The sequence below is a fragment of the Endozoicomonas sp. genome, assembly GCF_031844845.1.
GTDB lineage: Bacteria > Pseudomonadota > Gammaproteobacteria > Pseudomonadales > Endozoicomonadaceae > Endozoicomonas.
The window spans coordinates 1-21,384 of the sequence record NZ_JAVRMB020000127.1 but is presented as its reverse complement, the minus strand read 5'-3'; the positions used below and the strand labels follow the sequence as shown (position 1 = coordinate 21,384).

The window sequence follows — 21,384 nt, the reverse complement described above, 5'->3', positions numbered from 1 at the left end:
CACCAGAATTTTGTTGATCTATATCAATTGCACACAACCCAATAAATACGAATAATAACGATTCTCATTTTTACAGTAGAACGATCCAATTATGGTTGCCAGACACACCCTGGGTTCCGAGCTGACCGGGATATCATCCCCTGATCCACTGAAGTTTGCCTTTGCCGGTAAAAAGTCAGCCCATACTCGTAGCGGCTCCATCCCGGTTCCTGCAGAGCATACTCAGGATGTATACCGGCAACTGATGGATAGCCCAGCTAACCCGCAACCGCTTGCCCAGAGTAAGCGACTTGCCTATATCCATATTCCTTTTTGCCGAACCCATTGCTCTTACTGTGGTTTCTATCAGAACACCACCAAGAAAGATGAAATCGCCCGCTATGTAGATTACCTCGAGCGGGAAATTCGCATGTCAGCACAGGATGCCTGGACACAGGAAGGCCTGTTTCAAGGCGTCTATTTCGGCGGTGGAACACCAACAGACCTGACACCTGAGCAGATTCTTCGCCTTGGCAATGCGGTTCGGGAGTCTCTGCCACTGACCAATGATGTAGAAATGACCTTTGAAGGCCGTTTCCATGGCTTTGACAATGACAAGGTAGCCGCCTGTCTGGACGCTGGCTTTAACCGCTTTTCCCTGGGAGCCCAGAGCTTTAATACAACCATCCGTCGTCGGATGAGCCGTATTGATTCGGGTGAATTCCTGCTGGAAAGGCTGGACTATTTTAACAGCCTCAACAACGCCGCTGTGGTCATAGACCTGATGTTTGGTTTACCAGGTCAAACCATGGACGACTGGGAGCAGGATCTTCACACCTTTCTGCAATCAAAGGCTCATGGTGTCGATCTTTATCAGCTGATACTGCTCGGTTCCAGTCGCATGAAACAGTCTATTGAAAAGGGCTCCATGCCAGAACCTCCAACGTCACCGGAGCGTGCTGAAATGTTTCGGATGGGCGTTGAAACGCTTAGTGCCCATAAAACAGGAAGACTGAGTGTCAGTCACTGGGGAAGGGATAGCCGTGAGCGGAATATATACAACCATGGGGTGAAATCCGGCGCTGAGATTATGCCCTTTGGTTCTGGTGCCGGCGGTAATTTTTCCGGTCACAATGCCATGAGCCTCAGAACACTACCCACCTATTATGAAGCGCTGGATGCGGGTAAAAAACCCCTGATGATGATGAGTAAAGCCACTGGCAATAAACCATTATCAGGCACGATGGGCTCTGGTTTTGACCGTGGCTGGCTGGAAATCGCCAAGCTTGACCACGCTGGCGGGGAAGGCATGAGTGAACACTGCATGCCTTTGTTTGAAGCATGGCAGGACAATGGATTGGCAACCATCCACCATGGCATTCTCGACCTGACTCTGCCAGGGCAGTTCTGGAACGTCACCATGCACCAGGCAATGATTAATTTTCTTGAACAAAACCCATTAGACGGACAAAACACGGAGAAAGCGGCATGACACTGGCCAAACAGGTGCAGGATATTCTGACTGAAAACCCTGCGATTTTACCGGCAGAAATTGCCAACCAGCTAAATGCCAGCGAACTGGATATTATTCAGGCAATGCCTGCCGATATGGTGACACTGATTGATGCCAGCCATTATCTGGATATACTGCGGGATATCAAAACCTGGGGTGAACTGACTCTGGTAATTGACGTCGATGGCTCGATATTTGAAATGGTCGGCCATTTCCCCAAAGGTGGCGATAAGTTCGGCTACTACAATCTGAGTGACCGACGCACGCCTCTGAAAGGACACCTGAAGGTGGATAATGTTGCCGTCATCGCGGTGGTAAGCAAGCCATTTCACGGCGTAGCAACCCGCTCCGTTCAGTTCCTGAGCAAGCAGGGACGTATGCTGTTTAAAGTTTATCTGCGCAGAGATAAAGAGAAGAATTTCTTTCCGGAGCAGCTGGAAAGATTTGAAGCATTGAAAAAACTGGCTGTTGCATAAGCCTGTTAACAAGTAACAACCACGGGTGCTTGCCCGTGGTTGTTACTTATGTATTTCTGCAAACTTAAGATTTTTTGAATCCCTGAGGTTAAGCACTGGATACATGATCACTGCTACCTCTCGCTTGTTTTTCAGCTGCACTGTAATGCTGATAACTATTGCTTATGTAGAGCGTAGCTTTGGCGGTTCTGCTGGTATAGATCTCCTCATTTTCCCTGCAAACAAAACCTGCCTGGCGAGTATAATCCCATCCACCTATCAGAGTTAGATTGACATCAAGTTCTTCTGCCAAAATTCGACCTTCAATATTATGGCGTCCCCAAAACAGACCGTTTTCCATAACCAGCGGTTTATACTCCTCAATAGAAGAGTATTGAATCATTCTTGGCTCTTGACTATTTGTCTGGATTAACTCTCTGTATTTTTCTTTATCAGCAGCCCTGCACAGCAGGATTTTAAGGGCAAGATACGGAGAATAACGACTCTCTTCCTGTGTCGCTAACTCATCTAACGTCTCCTGACACTTCTGGACTAAACCTTCTTGAATGCCAGAACTGAGCCCTTGCCATAAAGCGTCGTATAAACAATTGCCATCATCCATAGTAGCTAAAACACGATACTCACTCTGTTGGTTCAATTCCTTTTCATAACACTTAAAAACCCCCTCAATTATTGTTTTACATTGTTCTTTATCTAAGAATAAATGCTGTGATTTTATCTCTTGATGCTTTACAAAATAATCTGGAAATCTATTTTTTAGCTCTTGAAAAAAACTTATTGCGGATTCAATTTTAATAGATTCAGAGTTAAAGTACTCACTCTCAAAATCTTTCAAAAACTCCATATCGGTCACAGTATTGCCAGAACTGGAAGCTCGATCATTTTCTACTAAAAAACGTCTTCCCTCATATATAGAACCAACATCTTCATCACATTTCGTTTCAGCACCATGCATTCTAGCTCTGTCAGGCATTGATACATGATTCCCTGACTCTTCCAGTCCACGATTCCTTCTTTCAAAGTACTGGCATGCTTTAAAGCCAAAATATGTTCCTTCGGCCAAAACATTTATTATTGGAAATGCAATGTAAACTTCGGGACTTCTTTCTCCGATACCAATCAATGTACCAACAACGCCTGTAAGAATACCTCCTGCCAGAATGGCCATGGCCTTTTTATCTTTAAACATTGAAACACCAAACCCTCTCCAACTGGCATGGCGAGGTGGTTGACGGGGAACAGCTTCTCCAGCATCTAACCTTTCAAAGTCAACTTCCCACCCTGCCACTCCATTTGGGAACATAACAGACTCCTTTAGTCTATTTATACGACGCTATATAACTAAATAGTTCCCTACAGTAATTCCCGATTTCTTTTATAACCCGCTACATTACTTTAATAAGTGCATGAGCAACCGATTCCACCTGCTCTTTAATCATACCCGGATATATGGGCAATGAAAGACAGTGTTCAGCCAACTGCTCACAAACTGGCAATTCACATTCATTCTCCAGGTTACTCAGTGCCCTTTGCTTGTTTAATGGCAAAGGATAATAAATAGCACTGGCGATACCCTTCCCTTCAAGACGCTTCTTAATCATGTCTCTGCCAGAAGGTAAAACCACCGTAAATTGATGATAAATATGCTCATCCCGATCTTCAGGATAAAGAACTTCTGTATCCTGCAGAAACTCACGATACCATTGAGCAACCTTTTTACGGTCGTTATTAAATGCATCAATATACTGGAGTTTGATTCTTAACAAACCAGCCTGAATTTCATCCAGACGACTGTTGTAGCCTGAACACTCATGGTAGTACTGACATGCACTGCCATGATTACGGAGCATTCGAACCGTTTCAGCGGCCTGCAAATCACTGGTTATTACCAGACCTCCATCACCAAAACCACCAAGATTCTTACTGGGAAAAAAGCTGAATGTGCCCAGTAAGCCATAGTTGCCTGTTTTCCGGGCTTTATAGGAGGCTCCAAAAGATTGAGCACAATCTTCCAGAAAAATTAAACCGTGGCGATCACAGACTGCCTGAATTTCATCAATCGCTGCTGGCAGGCCAAAAAGATGAACAGCCAGAACGGCTCGGCACCGGGAAGTAATACTGCGTTCCAGCTCGACCGGATCAATATTGAAAGTTTCAGAGTCTATATCAACCAGAACCGGTGTCGCTCCTACCTGCATAATGGCTTCGACAGTGGCAAAAAAGGTAAACCCTGTCGTTAATACTTCGTCTCCGGGGCCAATACCGGCAGCATGAAGAGACAGCACAAGAGCATCGGTACCACTAGCACAACTGATGGCATATTTAGCCCCCAGATAATCTGCCGTTTCCTGCTCAAAGGCTGCTACCTCTTCCCCCATGATGAAATGACCGCTACGCAGCACCTGAACCGCTTTTTCTTCCAGCTTTTCCTGTATGGGACGATGCCATGCCGGTACATCAACCATGGGTATTTTGTTCATGCTTTTTTGATTCATGACGCCACTTCTGCTGTGAAAAACAGTTTTCTTCACTCTCAGCTCTTCTTTTACAGGGTCTTTGTGCATTGCTACAAACTCACACCGGTTTCAGCAATAATTTCAGAAATTCTATTGGCAGCATTCAGTGCATTTTTACCATCCTCACCACTGACTCCTGGCGGACTGGAATCCGCAACACACTGTAGAAAATCTTCAATCTCCAGCTTTAGCGCATCACTGCCCTGATAACTTTGCTCATTACATCCAATCGCTGGAATACCCGGATGCTGCTCTCCTTCTCCTTTAAAGAAGTGACTGACTTTCAATTCCTTAAAATCAACACAGATACAGGCACTTTTCTGAAAAATACGCATTCTTCTTTTACTTTTCTGACTGATTCGACTGGCAGTGACATTGGCAACACAACCACTGGCAAATGATAGGCGAGCCTGAGCAATATCAATGCTTTCAGACAATACAGCACTGCCATTGGCAGCAATATCGATCAGAGGAGAGTCAACAAGATTAAGAATAATATCCAGATCATGAATCATAAGATCCATAATCACATTGATCTCCATGGAGCGCGGTTTAAATGAGGCCAGACGATGAGACTCAATAAATCGGGGTTGTTTGACTTTATCAGAGACACTGCCTAATGCGGCATTGTAACGTTCAAGAAAGCCAACCTGAAGAATCAGCTGTTTCTCTCGAGCCAGTCTGATCATCTCCTCTGCCTGGGATAAATTGCCGGCTATTGGCTTTTCCACCAGCACATGCACGCCCGCCTTCAGAAAGTTACTGGCTACGGTGTGATGCATGACTGTTGGCACGACAACACTCACCGCATCGACCTGGCCAATCAAGTCTCTGTAGTCTCTGAAATAGTGGGTGTTGCAATCACTGGCCACACGCCGACCACAGACCTCATTGATATCGGCCACACCCATCAGGTGACTGGACGCTGATCGGGCATACTTCTCGGCATGAAATTTGCCCAGATAACCCGCTCCGATGACTGCCGTTCGAAGCATGTACTTCCATTACTAATTGCTGGATAGAAGCAATAAAGATAGACAGAAATCGTAGTTCTGCTAGCGATTTTATCTGGGAAGCTAAGAAGAGGGTTTGATTTAAAATAAAAAAGGCAGCAAGAAATGCTGCCCGGAAATAACACTTTTTGAACTTTTTTAAAAATAATCAGCTGCGCTTACCGTATAAGGTTACTTTGGCATACTTTTGGCCACCGATCGCCGTTCTGTAGTCCATTTCAACCTTATTAATTACCCGATCACCTTCCAGAAGACGGAATGGCATCGAACGCTTACCCTTGTTCAAACGCTTGTTAATGAAAATATTTTGTGATTTACCATTACCAAAAGTCACTTTGATCTTTTTCATGAAAATTGGGGCTTTATCAATTTTGAAAGCGATCGTATCGTATTTACCCTTAAAGCCGCTAACGTGGATTACTTCCTGTTCACTACTGAAAGAAACACGACGCTCGCCGAGTTTTTTCCAGTCGCCGGCCATAGCGCTACAGCTCAGCACACTCATCAGTACCAGGGTCAAAAGCTTTTTCATCGTACTCCCACTCTAACTCGTATAAAAATCTGAGCGGATAGTAATGGAAACACCCTCTGAAACCCTAGTCCGTAAACACCAAAAAAAACAGCGGGATATCGCTACCTGATATCACGACACCCCTGCCGATCAAATCAAATACCAAAAAATGCGAACTTCAGAGCAAACAAAGCGAACTTAAGCGCAAACAAAGCGAACTTAGCGCAAACAAAGCTGCCAACAGCCTGGCCAATGCATCACCGGACGATGAATTTTTCAGGGACCGGGAGCAAACCCTGTCTCAGCTGTTAGCAATCAGCAACCACGGCAGTATTATCGGTAAGGGCGTATATATTCCAGACAGCGAAGATGAACTGGCCAAATATCTGACAGACAATCCGGACACCAGAATTCTGACTGGCGGAACCGATCTGGGCCTGGAAATCACCCGGCAGCTGTAAAGATCCACAAGCTGGTCGGCGTTAAAAACATTCAACCGCTGCAACAGATTCAACAGGACGATAATTGTTGGTAATTTACCTAAAGTCACTGAGAGCCAGGCGTGGAAAGTTCTTCTGGCATTCAGGTAATCTCCTGTCGTTTCTGGCTTGAGTAAGCATACCCACACTTAACCTGAACTGAGCCTTCAAAACCTTTGGGTATATTTAATAACCAAATATTGAATCTTCCAGCAAATGAAATGTCTCACTTAAGACTATATCTTCAAGTAGGGAGTTAACATGCTGACGGCCATTCAATTCTTATCCACAAGCACTACAGATGGAGAAAAAAAAGGTGCATTGACAGGGCTTTACACAGGCTTGGCATTTATCAAGATATTCAATCCCCCACGGGAGGTATCAATTGCATGCGTATTAACCGGACTATTGGCTGGTCAAGTTATAGGCAGTCATCTCGATCCCAGAGAAATCAATCAATCTAACAACACCCCCCCCTGGTTAAAGCCAATGCCCTCTATTTCCAGAGCTGATAATTCGACGGAGATAGTTGATGAAAGAAAGATCACTCAGGCTATCAAGGATCTCCTGAAGCTTACGCCTGATGAAGAGCAGGCTCCTCCGGGAACACAGGGACAAGTTAGTAAATGGCATGATAAACAGGGGAAAATTTTTGCAGTCAAAGTTCTAAAACAGACAGAAAAAAATCGTGGATGGGATACCCTTTATAGAGGTGAAGCAAGTGCATTAGATATTCCCAAACACCCAAAGCTCATCAGTCCTGAATATTTACTCTTAAGGAATAAAGCTGATAGACAGTTTTATTTAATTCGCTCCTTAGACGGAGTAACTGGAAATCAAAACCAGTATCAAGTAATGGCCTCTGTCTCTAACTGGGTTGATGGTCAGGATCTGTGCGACTTGTTAAGAACAGGAAAAGTTCCTAACGCCGTCAAATTTGGTCTGGATGTTCTCGGCGATACGTTAGAGGTATTAACACACATGCATACCAACAATTATGTACACCGCGACATTAAGATTGAAAATATCATGCAAATGCAAGATGGTTATGGCCTGATAGATTTTGGCTTCTGCAGACGTTTAGAGCAGGCTGAAGCTACGACACCCTGTGGAACAGCTGAGTTTTATCCACCTGAGCTGTGGAGTGCTAATCCATCAGGAAAGTATGGAACTGATATTGATTTATGGCAACTTGCGACTACCTCATTGGACGTATCTGTTGGATGGAATCCAGGTGATTATTGTGATGGGCCTGATAATTCTGAAGAAATAAGAAGTAGAATCAGTCTTGAAAAGGACCTGACAAGAGAGCAAAGAGAAAAGAAAATAAAAAGTGCAATTACAGAGCAGAACGTCACAAACTTTAATAGCTTATCTGGTGCAAAAAGAACAGATTATCTAAAAGATAAATTCCACGATAAGTTCAGTTATTGCCCCCGGTTCCTCGATTTAATTTGCCAGCTCTTAGACAGCAAAGAAAACAGACAAGATATTCATTCTATCAATGCTTTATATACAGAAATAAAGTTAAGCCTTGAAAGTGAAGGGGTATAAATGACCATTAGAGCCAACAGCTACTGGAAAAGCATGGTGAAGACCTTAAAGCGGCTCGCAAGCCTGTGAAAAATCCCATGATACGCCGGTTTCTGTCTTCAATTTTGTAGAAGACACACGCTTTACCGAGGCCAGACACCAACAACAAAAATCTTCTTTTTAATATTTCCTGAAGCCTCGGGCAGGTGTGGTTGGTTTTGTATTGGAAACCATGGGTGATCAGCTAAAAACAATACCTCAGTGATTTAGTGCAACCATATTTCCGGTCGCCACAGTAACCAGCTTTTCTTCGCTTCACTGGCCAGGGCAAAGCGCTGCCCGGGCTTTATGGGTTGCTCTGGATTTTCCGGGGTTGCAAAAGCAATCCCCCCGGCAAGAATGGCTTCCAATGAGTCTGCACGCATACTGGCGCCCCGGAACAGGCCAACATCAACATCAATGCCACTGACATTCCAGAAGCGACTTTCGCTACTGATTAACCGTCGATAACGATCCTCAATATTAATAATGATAATTACCCGGTTCGCAGGATTTGCCAGGCGATAGCCGGTTACTTCGCCAACAGGAAAATCCCGGTAATAAACCGGACTTCCCCGCTGAATAGAACCAAGGGTGTCACTGACCAGCTCTATCACCAGACCTGTTACTTTTGGAATATCATCCGGTTCCCGGTGTTTCCCGATAAAACGTGTCGCCTCTGGCCCGGGTACTGCCGGCATTTCCACATTGATGTAGGGACCAATAATCAAGGTTTCCAGATTGGCGCTCCGGGCCAGCCCCAGCTCCGGCTCAACCAGCCAGAAGTGAACTCCTTTTCTCATAAGCCAGGACTTGTCACTGTCAATCAGCGCCTTAACCGCGACTCCCTGCTTTTTCCTGCTCACCAGCAGTTTGGTAATACGGCCCACTTCAACACCCCGAAAGCGAATCGGTGTCCCTTCACTTAAGCCATCAGCCCGGTCAAAATGAATTTCTATCTCCTGATCGCCACTGAGTGCAATAGTCTGGCTTGGAAAAAGGTTGAAGCTTGCACCGTTTTCAGCCGGCTCAGCGTCAGGTTTGCCGGTACTGAAGGTAATACCACCGGAAATCAGGCTCTTGATGGTCGCCATATCAACCCGAATGGCACGGAGATCCCCTTCAAGGCTCAGGCCACTGACATTCCAGAAGCGGCTGCTTTTGTTCACCAGGTGCTGGTAGCGGGCTTCTATAAGGACATGGATCGATAATCCACTGTCTTTCAGTTCATAGGACTGAACAAAGCCGACGGGTACATTTCGATATAAAACCGGACTGCCAATATCAATACCTTTAAGGGCATCCGTCTCCAGGTTCAGGCTCAGGCCAATGGCACCGATAGGGGTTGCCGGGCGCGTTGCCATGCCTTTGAAGTGGCTGACGGAGGAGCCTGCTGCTGCCACCACTCGCTTATTAATATCCATGGCCACATAACGACCACTGATCAGCGTGTCCAGGTCAGACACACCATCCAGCCCCAGTTTGGGTTCAACAATCCAGAAACGGGTGCCCGCGACCAGAGCCGGCTTTACCTCTGGCTTGATAATCGCTTCGGCAATAACCCGGGTCACATCCTCACTGACGTCCACTGACCGTATTCGCCCGACCTCCTGCCCATGAAAGCGAATGGGCACATTATTGTCCCCAAGCGAGACCCCCAGGGGAAACTCAATGGTAATGGGAATGCCCGCCTCGGCCGTGTCGTAATCACTGTATAGAGAAAACTCCGCACCATTGGAGACCAGGGGCGACTCTTTTTCCCACTCCGGGGTATAAAATGCAATCCCGCCCTTTAGAATGGAGACCAGTGACTGTGCCTGTACTTCCAGGTTGGTCATGTTGGCGGAAACTTTCAGGCCGCCAGCACTCCAGAAGCGGGTATTTTTATGAACAAGATGAGTAAATTCAGACTGGATATAAATTTGTGTTTCCACAAACTGACCACCCTCTGACAACCCATAGCTAAACACTTCTCCCACTTTCAGTTTGCGGTAGAACACCGGGCTGCCAATTTCCAGGGAAGGAAGCTCATCAGACCTTAATGTCAGACGAATCCCGTCCTTGCCCCCCATCATTGCCGGCGCCCTTTTCAAGGCCGTAAAGCTGCTTTTCAATGAACCTTCAGAGGATGGGCTGAAAGCAATATAGTTACCGGTTATCAAGGTATCCAGACCCGAGATTTCGGTCAGGCTCAGCTGTGGCTCAACCAGCCAGAAGGCACTGTTTTCAGTAAGGAGGGTTTGAAAACGCTGATGCATTTTTACCGTAATATTCACCGCATCAAAATCATTGCTGGGCGACAGGCGGATAACGTGACCAACGGGAATACCATTATGCAGCACTTCTGTTTTACCCACGGTAATGCCACGACCATTGTCAAAGCTGATCATAATCTCTACGCCACCATGATCCAGCTCTTGCCAGAGCAACCAGCCAACAGCAACCAGAACCAGAATGGGCAATAACCAGATGGGCGTGAAATTAAAGCGATCTTCAATCTCCGCTGCCTTAACCGCTGTCGCTGGCGGCTTACTGCCTCCAGTCCCATCAGCCCTGGAATGATTATTCTCCTGATCCATTTAACGGCACCTCCTGTGCCAGTTACTCTTCTTTTACTTTTTAAGCCGGTTTGTCCCATAAAAGGCGGGAATCAAAACTATTGGAAGCCAACATGGTGAGAATCACAACCGCGGCAAATGCCCAGGCACCCGCTCCGGGCTCTACCTTCCCAAGCTGGCCAAACTGAATCAGCCCGGCCAGCAGAGAGATAATAAAAATATCCAGCATGGACCAGCGGCCAATCCAGGAAATAACGCGATACAACTGCATTTTTTGGCGCATTGTCAGCCCCATTTCATAGCCAAACTGGATGGACAGCAGTAGCACAGCCATTCCCAGCAGTTTAAACAGGGGGATCACAATGCTGGCAATAAACACAAGGACGGCAATCAGAACCATATCGTTCTGTATCAACTTTACGACACCGGATATTATGGTATCGGGCTGTCCTCCCTGACCAAGCCAGCTGATCGTCATCATCGGGAAGAGATTGGCCGGGATATAAAGCAGGCCAGCTGCCAGTGTCAGAGCCCAACATCTGGCGATGCTGTTGCTTCGCCGTGTATGTACTCTGCCACCACAGCGCGGACAACGTCGTTGCAACTCCGGGCAAACCTGATAACAGACAAGACAGAGCTTAAGCCCCAGATCAACACCGTTCATTGAATACCCTGCCTTTTTGCGTTGCTTTAACCTTGTTTCTTTGGTTAAGGGTTATCCATAACTTTGCCTCATTCAGCGTTATGCTGATGGCCACCTCAATCAGCATCAGGCCGGTGTAACAGAAAACCCCAAGGCCAGCGTCTACGGCGGTCATATCAACCAGTTTGATCGCTGATATGAGCACACCCAGCATATAGATTTTCGCCATTCCCCACTGGCAGAGAAACAGATAATCACGGAAGAGCAATCGGGAAAACCGGGTTCCTTCACCGAACAGTGATGCCCAGATAACCGGCAAAAGTATCAGCAGCCGAAGCAGCGGAATCATAATGACAAACACAAACACCAGCGTGGCTACCATGGGTAAACCGTTATTCCATAGCGCAACGACACCGCCCCAGATGGTACTGCTGTGTTGTCGACCCGCCAGCTCCAGGGTGAGTACCGGATAAATATTGGCCGGGATGTAAAGCAAAAGCCCGGTCATCACCAGGGCAAGAAGCGTCTGAATACGGTAATAAGCCTGCTTTTCCAGCGTACGAAAGCAGCGGGGACAGCTCGCTACCTGCCTTTGCCCCAATACAGGAATACCAATCAGCAGGTCACAGTCAGGGCAAAGGAGTTCATGGGGGTGATCCTTGTTCTTAACCTTTCTTGTGGCCAGTTTTTTTCCATCGGGCCTTTTTCCAGCCAGGCTTTTTCCAGCCAGCAGGGCAGCTGTCTGCAAATACCGCCCCATTACCCTGCCAGCCATCTTATTTTTCATAGGTAAATCCCGAACCCATCAGACGACTTCCCCTAAATGAAAAATTGGGAATACTTCATCATTCTGATGATATAATCCCGGCAAAATGCCCGTTGATCGGTTTTCTGCATATCGAGTGCTATCAGTTCGTTGCCGTAAGGTAACCCGGTAAGTTTTGCCTTACGGGAAATGACTATCTTTGAATATTCATCCTCTGACTACTCATCGGCAGCAAGCATCATTACCGTTGGTCCAGTCCTGCAAACCTGTTTTTGCTATCTGGATTCACCAGCAAAGCGGGCAACCCGTTAATACTCGATTTAAGCGTTCTATCGTAAAATCGTAAAGAGGTACAACTATGCTCCCGGTTGAACGTCGCGAACACATTCTTGCTTTCGTTGAAGAAAAAGGCTGTGCCAATATCGAAGAAATGGCCGAACGTTTCGATGTGTCCCAAATGACCATCCGTCGTGATATCCGTACTCTGGAGCAAGAAGATAAACTGCGCGTAACCTACGGCGGCGCCGTTTCCAAAAGCTTCCTGATGGAAGACATTCCCTACGAAAAGAAAAACGCGGTTAATATCGAAGAGAAGAAGTCCATCGCCCACGAAGCACTGAAGCAGATTCGTGATGGGCAGATCGTACTTCTCGATTCAGGCACCAGCACCATGGCACTTGCCAAGCTGATGATGCGATTGAAGGTTACCGTCATCACCACCGACCTGAAAATTGCCCTGCAACTCTCAGACTCTTCTACCGTTAAGGTATTCACCACCGGTGGTAATGTCAGTGCCATCACCAAAGCGCATACTGATGTTGCTGCACTGTCTTTCCTGGACAGTATTAATGCAGACATCGTCTTCCTGGCCACCAATAGCTGGAGCCTGAACAACGGTGTAACTACTGCCTCAAATGATCATTACTACATTCGTCGTAAAATGATGGATCGAGCTAACAAAACAGTGTTGCTGGCGGACTCCAGCAAATACGGTGCTTCCAGCATGAAAACCATCAGTCGTCTGGAAGATCTGGACTGTATTATCACCGACAGTAAATTTGATGATGAAAACCTGAATGCCATCCGTGAAGCCGGTGGCAATATTATTCTGCCATCCTGAACGATTGAATAAAGGACGGGGGGAGCCGAATGGCTCCCTTTTTTGCCGTGAAAGAAAAGCCTTGAACCACAAAGGCACAAAGGCACAAAGTTTTTAAAAGTGCTTTTCTTTCATAGCCTGAGGGTGACGAACCATCATCATGAGTATTTGTGCCGTCAGTAATCTGCCTTGTGCTTCATAAGTTCACGCCGTTGCTTTTTATCAGGTCGATGATCCGGCCTGGGCATCGCCCCTCGCAGTGCCTTACGGTTTTCTGCCGCTTCTTCCCTGGCCTGAATGCTTTCCGGGGTTTCTTCATACAGCTGTTGAGCCAGTTCGGCTTTTTGCCGTTTATCGCTTAACGCCTTAACAACAACTACCCGCTCATCCCAGCCTGTCCGAAGCTTGATAACATCACCCTCACGGGGTTCCTTACCGGGCTTGCATCGCTGGCCATTCAGATGCACTTTACCGCCATCGACAGCCTCCCTGGCAATACCCCGGGTTTTATAAAAACGGGCGGCCCATAGCCATTTATCCAGTCTGATCTTTTCACTATTACTCATGAGCAATAAAAAGCTCCCGAAAATCGTCTACTGCATTATAAGCGCCGGTATCCCAGGGTCCTTTCTGGCTGTCTGGATGACGCACCGCCAGTAACTCAGCAACACCATAGGTTTTCGCCGAATCGAGAATACCGATATTGTCATCAATAAACAGGGCGTGCTGTTTATCAAGACCAATATCGGCTTCAAGTGCTCGCCAGAAACTCTGATCTTCCTTGGGATACCCATAGTCGTGCGAGCTAATCAACTTATCAAAATAGTGCGCCATCGGGAGACGTTCCAGTTTCAGAGAGAGGCTGTCACGATGGGCATTGGTGATCATAATCACCTGTTTGCCATGATCTTTGATATTTTGCAGAAACTCATCCGCATAGGGCCTGAAAGAGATAAGGTGGGTGACTTCCTGCTTCATGGCCATGATGTCCAGATCAAGCTCGCTGGCCCAGTAATCCAGACAGTACCACTGCAGCTTACCGTAGATCTGTTCGAAGCGCGGATTCAACTCTTCTTTTGCCCTGACCAGAGAAATGCCATGTTTCTCCGCGTATTTCTCCGGCACATATTCCTGCCAGAAATAGTTGTCAAAGTGGAGATCCAGCAGGGTTCCATCCATATCCAGCAATACTGTGCTGATCTTATCCCAGTTAATCATGATGGTGTCTCATCGAAAGCAGCTTGCGACTATTTTACCAGTACGAAAATACTATTGATATTCAGCGCTTTTAATTCCTGGCAAGTAAAAGTGGTCTAGGCTCTGTTGGTCTTCTTAGATACATGACGGCGTGTCTTACCATAAACGCTAAAGTAAACTCGGGATTACCTGAATATGAAGTACCGTTTCTTAACGCTGGCTATTTTTGCATGCATGCCACTAATGACTTCCACCAGTGCTGAGGCCAGGCAGAAAGCCCATCAGGCACCGGTCATTCAGGAAGCCCATTTTGAGGCAGGCAAGCAGGCTGAAGAAGGACTGATCAGGCTTCTTGAAGGGATATTTACCAGCGTAAGAGAAAAGAATTACGAAAAGCTTGCATCATTTTACAGTGAAGAAGCTCAGGCCAGCGTTAAATACCATTTCTTAAAGGGAGATAGATTCACCAAACTGCAGCAAGTCATTCCTGAAGTTGCTTCAGGAACAGGAAGTGAGCTTGGAAATATGCAACCGGCTGCTTTTATTAACACCATTTTCAGGCATGTGTTCGAGCAGCTGGCATCAAGGTTGGGCATGCCAATTAATATTCCCTACCCAGGCATGGCAAAAGTTGAACTTTTAAATGGAGGCAAAGAGGCTATCCTGACCTACGTGGAATCAAACCCGGATATTAGTGACTCAGGCAACATTTCTGAAGAAACGATGGAGTTTGTTAAAATCGCAGGGGAGTGGAGACCACTGGGAAATTTTCTTGAAGATACACTGGATGAGCTTCTCAACCTGTTGCTTCTGGCACAGTCTCTGGCGGAAGCCACTCAGGCAATTGAACAATAAATTGCCTGCATACCACTCCCTGGGTTACTCCAGCCTCAAGGTAAGTCAGGGAATATAACGGGCAATCTCAATTGAACGATACTAATGCCCTTCTTTAATCGAACCCGGTAATATTCGAATTATTCAAGCAGATATCATCAGGAAATCATGACTGATCACAGTCTACAGAAAAATAAGCCAGAGATTCGTTCCTGCCGTGAGATTGCCCGTAGCCGCCTGTTCAGGGTAGAAGAACTGGATATTCGTTTCTCCAATGGCGTAGAGCGTATCTATGAACGTCTGGGTGAATTTGATACCGGACATCGAGGTGTCATGGTAGTTCCCCTGGTTGATGGCCAGCATTTCATGATGATCCGGGAATATGCCGCAGGGACGGAAGACTACCAGCTGACGCTGCCCAAGGGGCTGGCCGAACCCGGAGAAACACTTGAAGAAGGGGGTAACCGGGAACTCAAGGAGGAAATTGGTGTTGGCGCCCATCAATGGCATCACCTGGGAGACTTTACGCTTTCACCCAATTATATGACTCGGAAAATTCATATCATGGTGGCACAGGATCTTTTTGAGGAAAGACTTGAAGGCGATGAACCCGAGCCACTGATAGTAGAAACCTTCTCTTTTGATCAGCTAATGGAACTGTGTGCCCGACCGGACTTTACTGAAGCCAGAGTGATTGCCGCACTATTTCTGGTTCGTGAGCAACTCAGAACCGGTTTATTGGCCAGTCAGGAAAAGTGACCGTCATGTCTGAAAGCAATCTTGAGCCTTTAGTACCCCAGTTAATCCATATTGCCCGTGAAGCCGGGCGTGCAATCCTGACCATCTACCATCAGGATAATCTGGATATTAAAACCAAAGCCGATGCCACGCCAGTCACCAATGCCGACCTTGCAGCCAACAGGGTTATCATTAAAGGCCTCGAAAACCTCTCCGCCCAATACCCTGTTCTTTCGGAGGAGTCAGAGCACAGTCCCTGGCCAAAAAGGAAAGGCTGGCAACGTTACTGGCTGATTGATCCACTGGATGGCACCAAAGAGTTTATTAATCGTAATGGCGAGTTCACCGTCAATATCGCCCTGATTGAAAACAATTATCCGCTACTGGGCATTGTGCACATTCCGGCGACTGATATTACCTACTGGGGAAGCAGAGACTCTGGCGCCTGGAAGCAGATTAAAGAGGGTACAGCAGAGGCTATTCATGCCAGAAAATTCGAACCTGACAATGAAGTTATTGTGCTGGGCAGTCGAAGCTATGGAACAGAAGAAGCCCGTCAGTATCTGGAGTTTTTAAACACTATTTACCCAAATCTTGAGTCCAGAAAAGTAGGCAGTGCACTGAAAAGCTGTCTTGTTGCTGAAGGTAAGGCGGATATTTATCCCCGGCTCGGCCCCACATCAGAGTGGGATACCGGCGCTGTTCAGGCCGTGGTTGAAGGGGCTGGAGGTCTCTTTCTGGATCCGGATGGGCAACGCTTCAGTTATAACCGGAAAGAGAGTCTTATTAATACGGATTTTCTTGTTCTGGGCGACAGTTCCATTCAATGGGCAGGCTTCTGGCCTCCCAACCGATAAAAGCCATTCAATTAAAACGGTGTCGCGAAAGGGCAAATTAACACCCAGTCGTCATCCCCGCTATACACCGTCATCCCCGCGCAGGAGGGTGTCGCAAAAGGGCAACCCCCCCCCCGACCGTCATCCTCGCGAAGGCGGTTGTCGCAAAAGCCTCCTCGCTCCCACGCTTTTAGGCCCTGTGGGTCCTGCGTGGTAGCGCCAGGACCCAACCACAGACACGATTCCTGTGGTTGGCTATGCATCCCACGCAGAGCGTGGGAACGAGGTTTCTGGTGGGTTTTGCGACAGCCTCCTGCGCGGGAAAGACGGAGGGTCAACCTTTTGCGACAACCTCCTTCGCGGGAAAGACGGAGGGAGTAGAAATCGGCATTTTCGAACTCGTTCCCACGGTCCCCGTGGGAATGCATACCGAATCCGCCACAAATGAAACACTCAGCATGAAACTCCTGCAAAGTCGGGCAAAGGGCGATTCTTCTTCACACGGGCAGTCACGTATGCATTCCCACGCAGAGCGTGGGAACGAGGTTTTTGGAGGGTTTTGCGACAACCTCAAAGCGCGGGAATAAATAGTTTTCAGCAAAGTACGTAACATGAGTTAACAGAGGGAATTGAAGGCAACGGGGGTTATCGCCTTCATTCCTCCTTCTGGTCTTCGTTAAACTCTCTGGTATTTCTTTCAGTGATTTTTTTCTTTTTCCTTCGGTCTTTCTTACGGGCTTTGCGCTTATCCAGAGATGTATCCTTTGCATTTCTTGAGTCGGAACGATCAATGTAGGACTTATGTTTTGACGATTGAGTCTCGTCTCCTTCATTTTCACTCAAACTGTCATCACTGCCGCTGCCATAATCAAGGTTGGAAGGGGATGAGGGATTGATTCTAATACCTGAACTCACAATAAAGCCTCCTTGCTTCATTTACTTCCCTTTAAGTTTATACAATGAAATAGCGTAGTTCCGCCTCCAATTGACTAACGGCTGACGATGCCATGGCCTGATGGGAGATTGAGGCCTGTTTTTCAACCATTACTGCGTCTACGACCCTGCTTTCAGGCCGGGAAAGGCTGATCAGCCGTAGATTAACCAGTGCTGCTTCAATGGCGGTCATGCCCGGATTAAATGCAACATTTTCGGCATATCTTCCAGAAATAATATCGCCATTATCTATAAGAAAGGCCGCGCCAGAGTAGCAATCTGAATAAGGTGCGTAGCTATTCCGGGCGGCCTGGGTCGCGGCATTTACCAGCGGGTCTGAACTGTCAGGGCTGCTAAACGACTGATTTGATGGCATTAAAAGTCGATCACCCTGCTTCAGGTCACCCGGGCCAAAGGCATCCGGCAGCAAGTCTGCCATTCGATAGTGTCGCTTCAGGTCACTGTCGAGCTGGCTGACCAGAATATCCATCTGGTCAATCTCATTGAGCTCGTTCATAAACTGCCGGCAGTGACCGCAAGGGGTTTCATTGACCATCAGGCGGCGCAGCCGGGTTTCTCCCTGGTGCCATGCATTACTGATGGCTGCCTGCTCAGCATGAATGGCCATCTTCAGTGGCTGCCCTGCCATTTCCAGGTTGGCTCCGAGGTAGATGGGCCCCTGCCCTTTTTTCCGAAAGCCCTCAATAATCGCCCCAACAGAAAAGTTTGAAATGGGGCAAGTGCTCATGGCCGCAGCAAGGGGAAGCAACGCTTTCAGCAGGTCATCTGATGACAGCTCCATCAAGCCTTTCAGCTCATTGACTTGCTCTGGCTCAAGGCGGCCACGCTGTTGAATCAGTTGCTGCAGGATATTAGCAGTATTAACCGGGAACAGAGCCAGTTGATCCTGGAAAGCCTTGTGATTCATGGGGTTACTCCGGTAACAGGATTAATGCCTGTTTATGTACTACGGAAATGGTTTGATTGCCATTGCTCTTTTTTCAATGGTCCTGATGTATGGTTATTACAGGAATTTCGCGTATTGCTTCTACAGTTTGAAAAAATGCAACGAACGCAACATTTATGGATTATATTTACCCGAATATTTTGACAGTCATGGTTTTTTTTGGATACGTGTATTAATTCAACAATCCCGAAAAAATATCGAATAATAAGTTATTCAAGAGTCAGCCCTGCCAGGCAAGAATCCAGCATCGCCACACAAAAGTGACACTTGCTCAAACGGTACCAGGACTCCGGGTTTATCACTGACATTGCCAGTGCTTTCAATGGTAAATGAAAAAGACTTAAAACCATTCTGGAATCCGCAATGCTCGGAAATCCAACGCTTTTTACGGCTACCACAAAAGACTGGTTGCGTTTCGATGAGTCCGTAGATACTACTCCACTCCGACTTAAGGCGCTTGAACTCGAAGCCGGATTCCAGGCCGGGGGGCTTTTTCCAGTAGAGGAAACCTCAGTAATTGTCTTCGTCTGAGCTTTGCACACTACGATGAAGATGATATTCGAGAGGCTATCGCAAGAATCAGACCGTTATTTGATCAAATCAGGTGACTGCAATACCGCAGAATTTTATTAAATCGCCTTGTGAGGACCAAACACTTCATAGTGTATACGGTCTTCGGTAACGCCCCAGCTTTGCAGGGTCGTGTTCACCATCTCCATATAACCCTGTGGGCCACAGAAGTAATACTGGGCTTCGGGAATATCAATAGTGTTACGGATCAGTACCAGATTCGTTTTTCCTTCATAGTCATGACCGTGACAGCTTTCAGAGGGCCGATCATAAAACAGTACCTGTTGAATGTTGTCGTGCTTGTCAGCCATGTTATTCACATGGTCGGCAAAGGCGTGGACTTCACTGCTTACGGCGCTGTGAACATAAATAATGGGCTGTTGACTGCTGCTGTTTACCAGACTGTTGAGCATGCTCAGCATTGGGGTTTGACCCACACCACCACTCATTAGCACCACGGGCGCTTTGGCGTTGGTATTCAGGTAGAAGTCACCGGCTGGAGGGCTGAGTTTGACGATCGCCCCAACCTCAACAGAATCATGAAGGTAGTGAGAGATCATTCCCTGAGTTTCACCTTCACCTTCACGTTTTACGGAAATACGATAGCTTTTGCCATTGGGCGCATCGGACAAACTGTATTGACGAATGCAGCGGTATTCTGAATGTTCGGGGTGCAGATAAATGCCAATGTATTGTCCCGGAAGATAATCCGCTACGGGTTGACCATCCACCGGCTCAAAGTAGAAAGAGGTAATCAGTTCACTCTCCTGCACTTTGTTAACCACTTTGAACGCTCGAGTTCCTCGCCATCCGCCACCAGCCTGTTCACTTTCCCGATAAATACCTTCTTCGACTTCAATAAACAGTGCCGCCAGAAAATCATAAGCTTCTTTCCAGGCATTCAGAATATCATCAGTTGCAGCGTCACCCAGCACATGAGCCACCGCTTCCAGCAGGTGTTTACCGACAATAGGGTACTGTTCAGGCAGAATATTGAAACTGGCGTGCTTATTGGCAATCCGCTGGACGGTTGCCGTCAGAACACCCAGGTTATCGATATTGGCCGCGTAAGCGTAAACGGTACCGGCCAGTGCCGCCTGTTGACGACCGGTTTTCTGATTAGTGGCATTGAACGTATTCAGCAATTCTGGATTCTGGCTGAACATCTGTTGATAAAAGTGGCGGGTAATGGTCTCGCCATGTTGAGCCAGAACGGGTGCTGTAGCTTTGACGATCTGAATGGTTTTTTCACTGAAGCTCATGGAATATCTCTCAAAAGGGGGTATATTTATAACATGTATTTGAAATGCATTTATTTTAAGTGCATTCTATTTGCATCTTTTGACTCTGTCTATTTTTTTATGAAACTTACTAAGCACACGGATTATTCCTTACGCATATTGATTTATGCCGCGCTGCAACCAGAGGCACGCCTGCTCTCTATTCAGGAAGTGACGGATGCTTATGGCCTGTCTCGAAACCATGTTATGAAGATTGTTCAGAAGCTGGGGCAGGAAGGGTATTTAAGAACCCTTCGAGGCAAAGGCGGTGGGTTTGCTCTGGGCAAACCACCAGAAGCGATTAACCTTGGTGATCTGGTTAGTTGTATGGAAACCACCCTGCAGATGGTGGAATGTGAACAGCCGCTGTGCCGGATTTCCCCGGCTTGTCAGTTGCAAGGCGTTTTTGCAGAAGCGATGTCGGCATTTATGGGTGTATTGAACCGCTATACCCTTGCCGACTTGATGGATAATCGTAAAGAGCTGATTGGGTTACTGGCTATTACTTGAGTCGCTTATTCTTTTGAGTTCTGACTATGGGTACTGTCTGGAATGTGATCGCCCTGTCCAATTTGCCAGACTGGAAATTCGATCGGAATTATTTCTGTGTATTGATTGTCAAAGTCGGAAAGAGTTGGCTGATCGTTAAAGGTTATCTGAGGTCCATTATTTAATAAGTCCGATGTCAGGCTGATGTTTCAAAGCGGTAATCAGTACAATCCCAATCTTTTTCATGCTCTATTTTGACAGAGAGTAAACAGGATTTTATGGAAACTTTTTATTTATGCAGCGCATGGTAAAACCCATCGTCATTTTTGATTCCGGTGTTGGAGGGCTCAGCATCTATCAGGAAATAAAACAGGTTTTGCCTGATGTTCCCGTGGTTTACTGCTCTGATACACAA

23 protein-coding genes are annotated in these 21,384 nt (G+C 46.9%); 11 read left to right on the top strand and 12 right to left on the bottom strand.

What is annotated here, in order from left to right; translation table 11 throughout:
• The first annotated feature begins 91 nt into the window (after positions 1-91).
• Together hutW and hutX are read left to right on the top strand one after the other, a co-directional pair.
• Complete coding sequence (hutW, locus tag RM811_RS06160) at positions 92-1,471, top strand: heme anaerobic degradation radical SAM methyltransferase ChuW/HutW (protein ID WP_402521888.1); 1,380 nt, start codon at positions 92-94, stop codon at positions 1,469-1,471.
• Entirely contained in the window at positions 1,468-1,968 is a 501-nt protein-coding gene (gene hutX / locus RM811_RS06155; protein WP_402521886.1) for a heme utilization cystosolic carrier protein HutX, read from the top strand. The genes hutW and hutX overlap by 4 nt, the downstream gene beginning before the upstream one ends.
• Positions 1,969-2,056: 88 nt before the next feature.
• Here hutX and RM811_RS06150 read toward each other — a convergent pair whose 3' ends face one another.
• The 4 genes from RM811_RS06150 to RM811_RS06135 all read right to left on the bottom strand — a co-directional run bounded on the left by RM811_RS06150 (position 2,057) and on the right by RM811_RS06135 (position 6,029).
• A complete protein-coding gene (locus tag RM811_RS06150; RefSeq protein ID WP_402521884.1) occupies positions 2,057-3,271 on the bottom strand; it encodes a hypothetical protein in 1,215 nt (404 codons plus the stop codon).
• An 82-nt stretch (positions 3,272-3,353) separates the two neighbouring features.
• On the bottom strand, positions 3,354-4,463 hold the full coding sequence (locus RM811_RS06145; protein WP_402521881.1) for a DegT/DnrJ/EryC1/StrS family aminotransferase: 1,110 nt from the start codon (positions 4,461-4,463) through the stop codon (positions 3,354-3,356).
• Between the two features lie 71 nt (positions 4,464-4,534).
• Entirely contained in the window at positions 4,535-5,479 is a 945-nt protein-coding gene (locus RM811_RS06140) for a Gfo/Idh/MocA family oxidoreductase (protein WP_402521879.1), read from the bottom strand.
• Between the two features lie 166 nt (positions 5,480-5,645).
• Positions 5,646-6,029: a hypothetical protein gene (locus RM811_RS06135; protein ID WP_402521877.1), complete on the bottom strand. Its 384-nt coding sequence runs from the start codon at positions 6,027-6,029 to the stop codon at positions 5,646-5,648.
• Positions 6,030-6,748: 719 nt separating this feature from the next.
• Between RM811_RS06135 and RM811_RS06130 the strand changes: the two genes are divergently transcribed.
• Positions 6,749-8,041, top strand: a complete 1,293-nt coding sequence (locus RM811_RS06130) for a protein kinase domain-containing protein (protein ID WP_402521874.1) — start codon at positions 6,749-6,751, stop codon at positions 8,039-8,041.
• Positions 8,042-8,286: 245 nt separating this feature from the next.
• Here RM811_RS06130 and RM811_RS06125 read toward each other — a convergent pair whose 3' ends face one another.
• The 3 genes from RM811_RS06125 to RM811_RS06115 are packed head-to-tail and all read right to left on the bottom strand — an operon-like array spanning position 8,287 to position 12,047.
• Positions 8,287-10,638, bottom strand: a complete 2,352-nt coding sequence (locus RM811_RS06125) for an intermembrane transport protein PqiB (RefSeq protein ID WP_402521872.1) — start codon at positions 10,636-10,638, stop codon at positions 8,287-8,289.
• A gap of 40 nt (positions 10,639-10,678) precedes the next feature.
• Positions 10,679-11,281, bottom strand: a complete 603-nt coding sequence (locus tag RM811_RS06120) for a paraquat-inducible protein A (RefSeq protein WP_402521870.1) — start codon at positions 11,279-11,281, stop codon at positions 10,679-10,681.
• Positions 11,268-12,047, bottom strand: coding sequence for a paraquat-inducible protein A (locus RM811_RS06115; protein ID WP_402521868.1), 780 nt, complete (start codon positions 12,045-12,047; stop codon positions 11,268-11,270). Before RM811_RS06115 ends, RM811_RS06120 begins: the two co-directional genes overlap by 14 nt.
• 168 nt (positions 12,048-12,215) lie before the next feature.
• On the opposite strand from RM811_RS06115, the gene RM811_RS06110 reads away from it, so the two are divergent.
• Together RM811_RS06110 and RM811_RS06105 are read left to right on the top strand one after the other, a co-directional pair.
• Entirely contained in the window at positions 12,216-12,338 is a 123-nt protein-coding gene (locus RM811_RS06110; RefSeq protein ID WP_402521866.1) for a hypothetical protein, read from the top strand.
• A 46-nt stretch (positions 12,339-12,384) separates the two neighbouring features.
• Entirely contained in the window at positions 12,385-13,146 is a 762-nt protein-coding gene (locus RM811_RS06105; protein ID WP_402521864.1) for a DeoR/GlpR family DNA-binding transcription regulator, read from the top strand.
• A 155-nt stretch (positions 13,147-13,301) separates the two neighbouring features.
• Here RM811_RS06105 and hslR read toward each other — a convergent pair whose 3' ends face one another.
• Together hslR and yrfG are read right to left on the bottom strand one after the other, a co-directional pair.
• Entirely contained in the window at positions 13,302-13,691 is a 390-nt protein-coding gene (hslR, locus tag RM811_RS06100) for a ribosome-associated heat shock protein Hsp15 (protein WP_402521861.1), read from the bottom strand.
• Positions 13,684-14,343 carry a GMP/IMP nucleotidase gene (gene yrfG, locus RM811_RS06095; protein WP_402521859.1) on the bottom strand — a complete coding sequence of 220 codons (660 nt, stop codon included), beginning with the start codon at positions 14,341-14,343 and terminating at the stop codon, positions 13,684-13,686. The genes hslR and yrfG overlap by 8 nt, the downstream gene beginning before the upstream one ends.
• A 174-nt stretch (positions 14,344-14,517) precedes the next feature.
• Here yrfG and RM811_RS06090 point away from each other — a divergent pair, with 174 nt between their 5' ends.
• The 3 genes from RM811_RS06090 (at position 14,518) to cysQ (ending at position 16,751) form a co-directional block, all read left to right on the top strand.
• Positions 14,518-15,177 (top strand): hypothetical protein, encoded by a 660-nt coding sequence (locus RM811_RS06090; protein ID WP_402521857.1) that lies wholly within the window; start codon positions 14,518-14,520, stop codon positions 15,175-15,177.
• 147 nt (positions 15,178-15,324) lie between these two features.
• Complete coding sequence (nudE, locus tag RM811_RS06085) at positions 15,325-15,915, top strand: ADP compounds hydrolase NudE (RefSeq protein ID WP_402521855.1); 591 nt, start codon at positions 15,325-15,327, stop codon at positions 15,913-15,915.
• 5 nt (positions 15,916-15,920) lie between these two features.
• Positions 15,921-16,751: a 3'(2'),5'-bisphosphate nucleotidase CysQ gene (gene cysQ, locus RM811_RS06080; RefSeq protein ID WP_402521853.1), complete on the top strand. Its 831-nt coding sequence runs from the start codon at positions 15,921-15,923 to the stop codon at positions 16,749-16,751.
• A gap of 633 nt (positions 16,752-17,384) precedes the next feature.
• On the opposite strand, the gene RM811_RS06075 is transcribed toward cysQ, so the two are convergent.
• Both RM811_RS06075 and cdd read right to left on the bottom strand, forming a co-directional pair.
• A complete protein-coding gene (locus RM811_RS06075) occupies positions 17,385-17,645 on the bottom strand; it encodes a hypothetical protein (protein WP_402521850.1) in 261 nt (86 codons plus the stop codon).
• 37 nt (positions 17,646-17,682) lie between these two features.
• Positions 17,683-18,591 carry a cytidine deaminase gene (gene cdd, locus RM811_RS06070; protein WP_402521848.1) on the bottom strand — a complete coding sequence of 303 codons (909 nt, stop codon included), beginning with the start codon at positions 18,589-18,591 and terminating at the stop codon, positions 17,683-17,685.
• A gap of 402 nt (positions 18,592-18,993) precedes the next feature.
• On the opposite strand from cdd, the gene RM811_RS06065 reads away from it, so the two are divergent.
• Positions 18,994-19,161, top strand: a complete 168-nt coding sequence (locus RM811_RS06065) for a hypothetical protein (protein ID WP_402521846.1) — start codon at positions 18,994-18,996, stop codon at positions 19,159-19,161.
• 98 nt (positions 19,162-19,259) lie between these two features.
• Here the strand turns inward: RM811_RS06065 and hmpA are convergent, their stop codons facing one another.
• Positions 19,260-20,462: an NO-inducible flavohemoprotein gene (gene hmpA / locus RM811_RS06060; RefSeq protein WP_402521844.1), complete on the bottom strand. Its 1,203-nt coding sequence runs from the start codon at positions 20,460-20,462 to the stop codon at positions 19,260-19,262.
• A 99-nt stretch (positions 20,463-20,561) separates the two neighbouring features.
• Between hmpA and RM811_RS06055 the strand changes: the two genes are divergently transcribed.
• On the top strand, positions 20,562-20,990 hold the full coding sequence (locus tag RM811_RS06055; RefSeq protein WP_402521842.1) for an Rrf2 family transcriptional regulator: 429 nt from the start codon (positions 20,562-20,564) through the stop codon (positions 20,988-20,990).
• On the top strand, positions 20,968-21,129 hold the full coding sequence (locus tag RM811_RS06050; protein WP_402521840.1) for a TraR/DksA C4-type zinc finger protein: 162 nt from the start codon (positions 20,968-20,970) through the stop codon (positions 21,127-21,129). The genes RM811_RS06055 and RM811_RS06050 overlap by 23 nt, the downstream gene beginning before the upstream one ends.
• The last annotated feature ends 255 nt before the right edge of the window (positions 21,130-21,384 follow it).

Coding starts and splice junctions, on each gene's coding strand:
- hutW (WP_402521888.1), top strand. CDS start 92: ATGGTTGCCAGACACACCCTGGGTTCCGAGCTGACCGGGATATCATCC.
- hutX (WP_402521886.1), top strand. CDS start 1,468: ATGACACTGGCCAAACAGGTGCAGGATATTCTGACTGAAAACCCTGCG.
- RM811_RS06150 (WP_402521884.1), bottom strand. CDS start 3,271: ATGTTCCCAAATGGAGTGGCAGGGTGGGAAGTTGACTTTGAAAGGTTA.
- RM811_RS06145 (WP_402521881.1), bottom strand. CDS start 4,463: ATGAATCAAAAAAGCATGAACAAAATACCCATGGTTGATGTACCGGCA.
- RM811_RS06140 (WP_402521879.1), bottom strand. CDS start 5,479: ATGCTTCGAACGGCAGTCATCGGAGCGGGTTATCTGGGCAAATTTCAT.
- RM811_RS06135 (WP_402521877.1), bottom strand. CDS start 6,029: ATGAAAAAGCTTTTGACCCTGGTACTGATGAGTGTGCTGAGCTGTAGC.
- RM811_RS06130 (WP_402521874.1), top strand. CDS start 6,749: ATGCTGACGGCCATTCAATTCTTATCCACAAGCACTACAGATGGAGAA.
- RM811_RS06125 (WP_402521872.1), bottom strand. CDS start 10,638: ATGGATCAGGAGAATAATCATTCCAGGGCTGATGGGACTGGAGGCAGT.
- RM811_RS06120 (WP_402521870.1), bottom strand. CDS start 11,281: ATGAACGGTGTTGATCTGGGGCTTAAGCTCTGTCTTGTCTGTTATCAG.
- RM811_RS06115 (WP_402521868.1), bottom strand. CDS start 12,047: ATGAAAAATAAGATGGCTGGCAGGGTAATGGGGCGGTATTTGCAGACA.
- RM811_RS06110 (WP_402521866.1), top strand. CDS start 12,216: ATGACTATCTTTGAATATTCATCCTCTGACTACTCATCGGCAGCAAGC.
- RM811_RS06105 (WP_402521864.1), top strand. CDS start 12,385: ATGCTCCCGGTTGAACGTCGCGAACACATTCTTGCTTTCGTTGAAGAA.
- hslR (WP_402521861.1), bottom strand. CDS start 13,691: ATGAGTAATAGTGAAAAGATCAGACTGGATAAATGGCTATGGGCCGCC.
- yrfG (WP_402521859.1), bottom strand. CDS start 14,343: ATGATTAACTGGGATAAGATCAGCACAGTATTGCTGGATATGGATGGA.
- RM811_RS06090 (WP_402521857.1), top strand. CDS start 14,518: ATGAAGTACCGTTTCTTAACGCTGGCTATTTTTGCATGCATGCCACTA.
- nudE (WP_402521855.1), top strand. CDS start 15,325: ATGACTGATCACAGTCTACAGAAAAATAAGCCAGAGATTCGTTCCTGC.
- cysQ (WP_402521853.1), top strand. CDS start 15,921: ATGTCTGAAAGCAATCTTGAGCCTTTAGTACCCCAGTTAATCCATATT.
- cdd (WP_402521848.1), bottom strand. CDS start 18,591: ATGAATCACAAGGCTTTCCAGGATCAACTGGCTCTGTTCCCGGTTAAT.
- RM811_RS06065 (WP_402521846.1), top strand. CDS start 18,994: ATGCTCGGAAATCCAACGCTTTTTACGGCTACCACAAAAGACTGGTTG.
- hmpA (WP_402521844.1), bottom strand. CDS start 20,462: ATGAGCTTCAGTGAAAAAACCATTCAGATCGTCAAAGCTACAGCACCC.
- RM811_RS06055 (WP_402521842.1), top strand. CDS start 20,562: ATGAAACTTACTAAGCACACGGATTATTCCTTACGCATATTGATTTAT.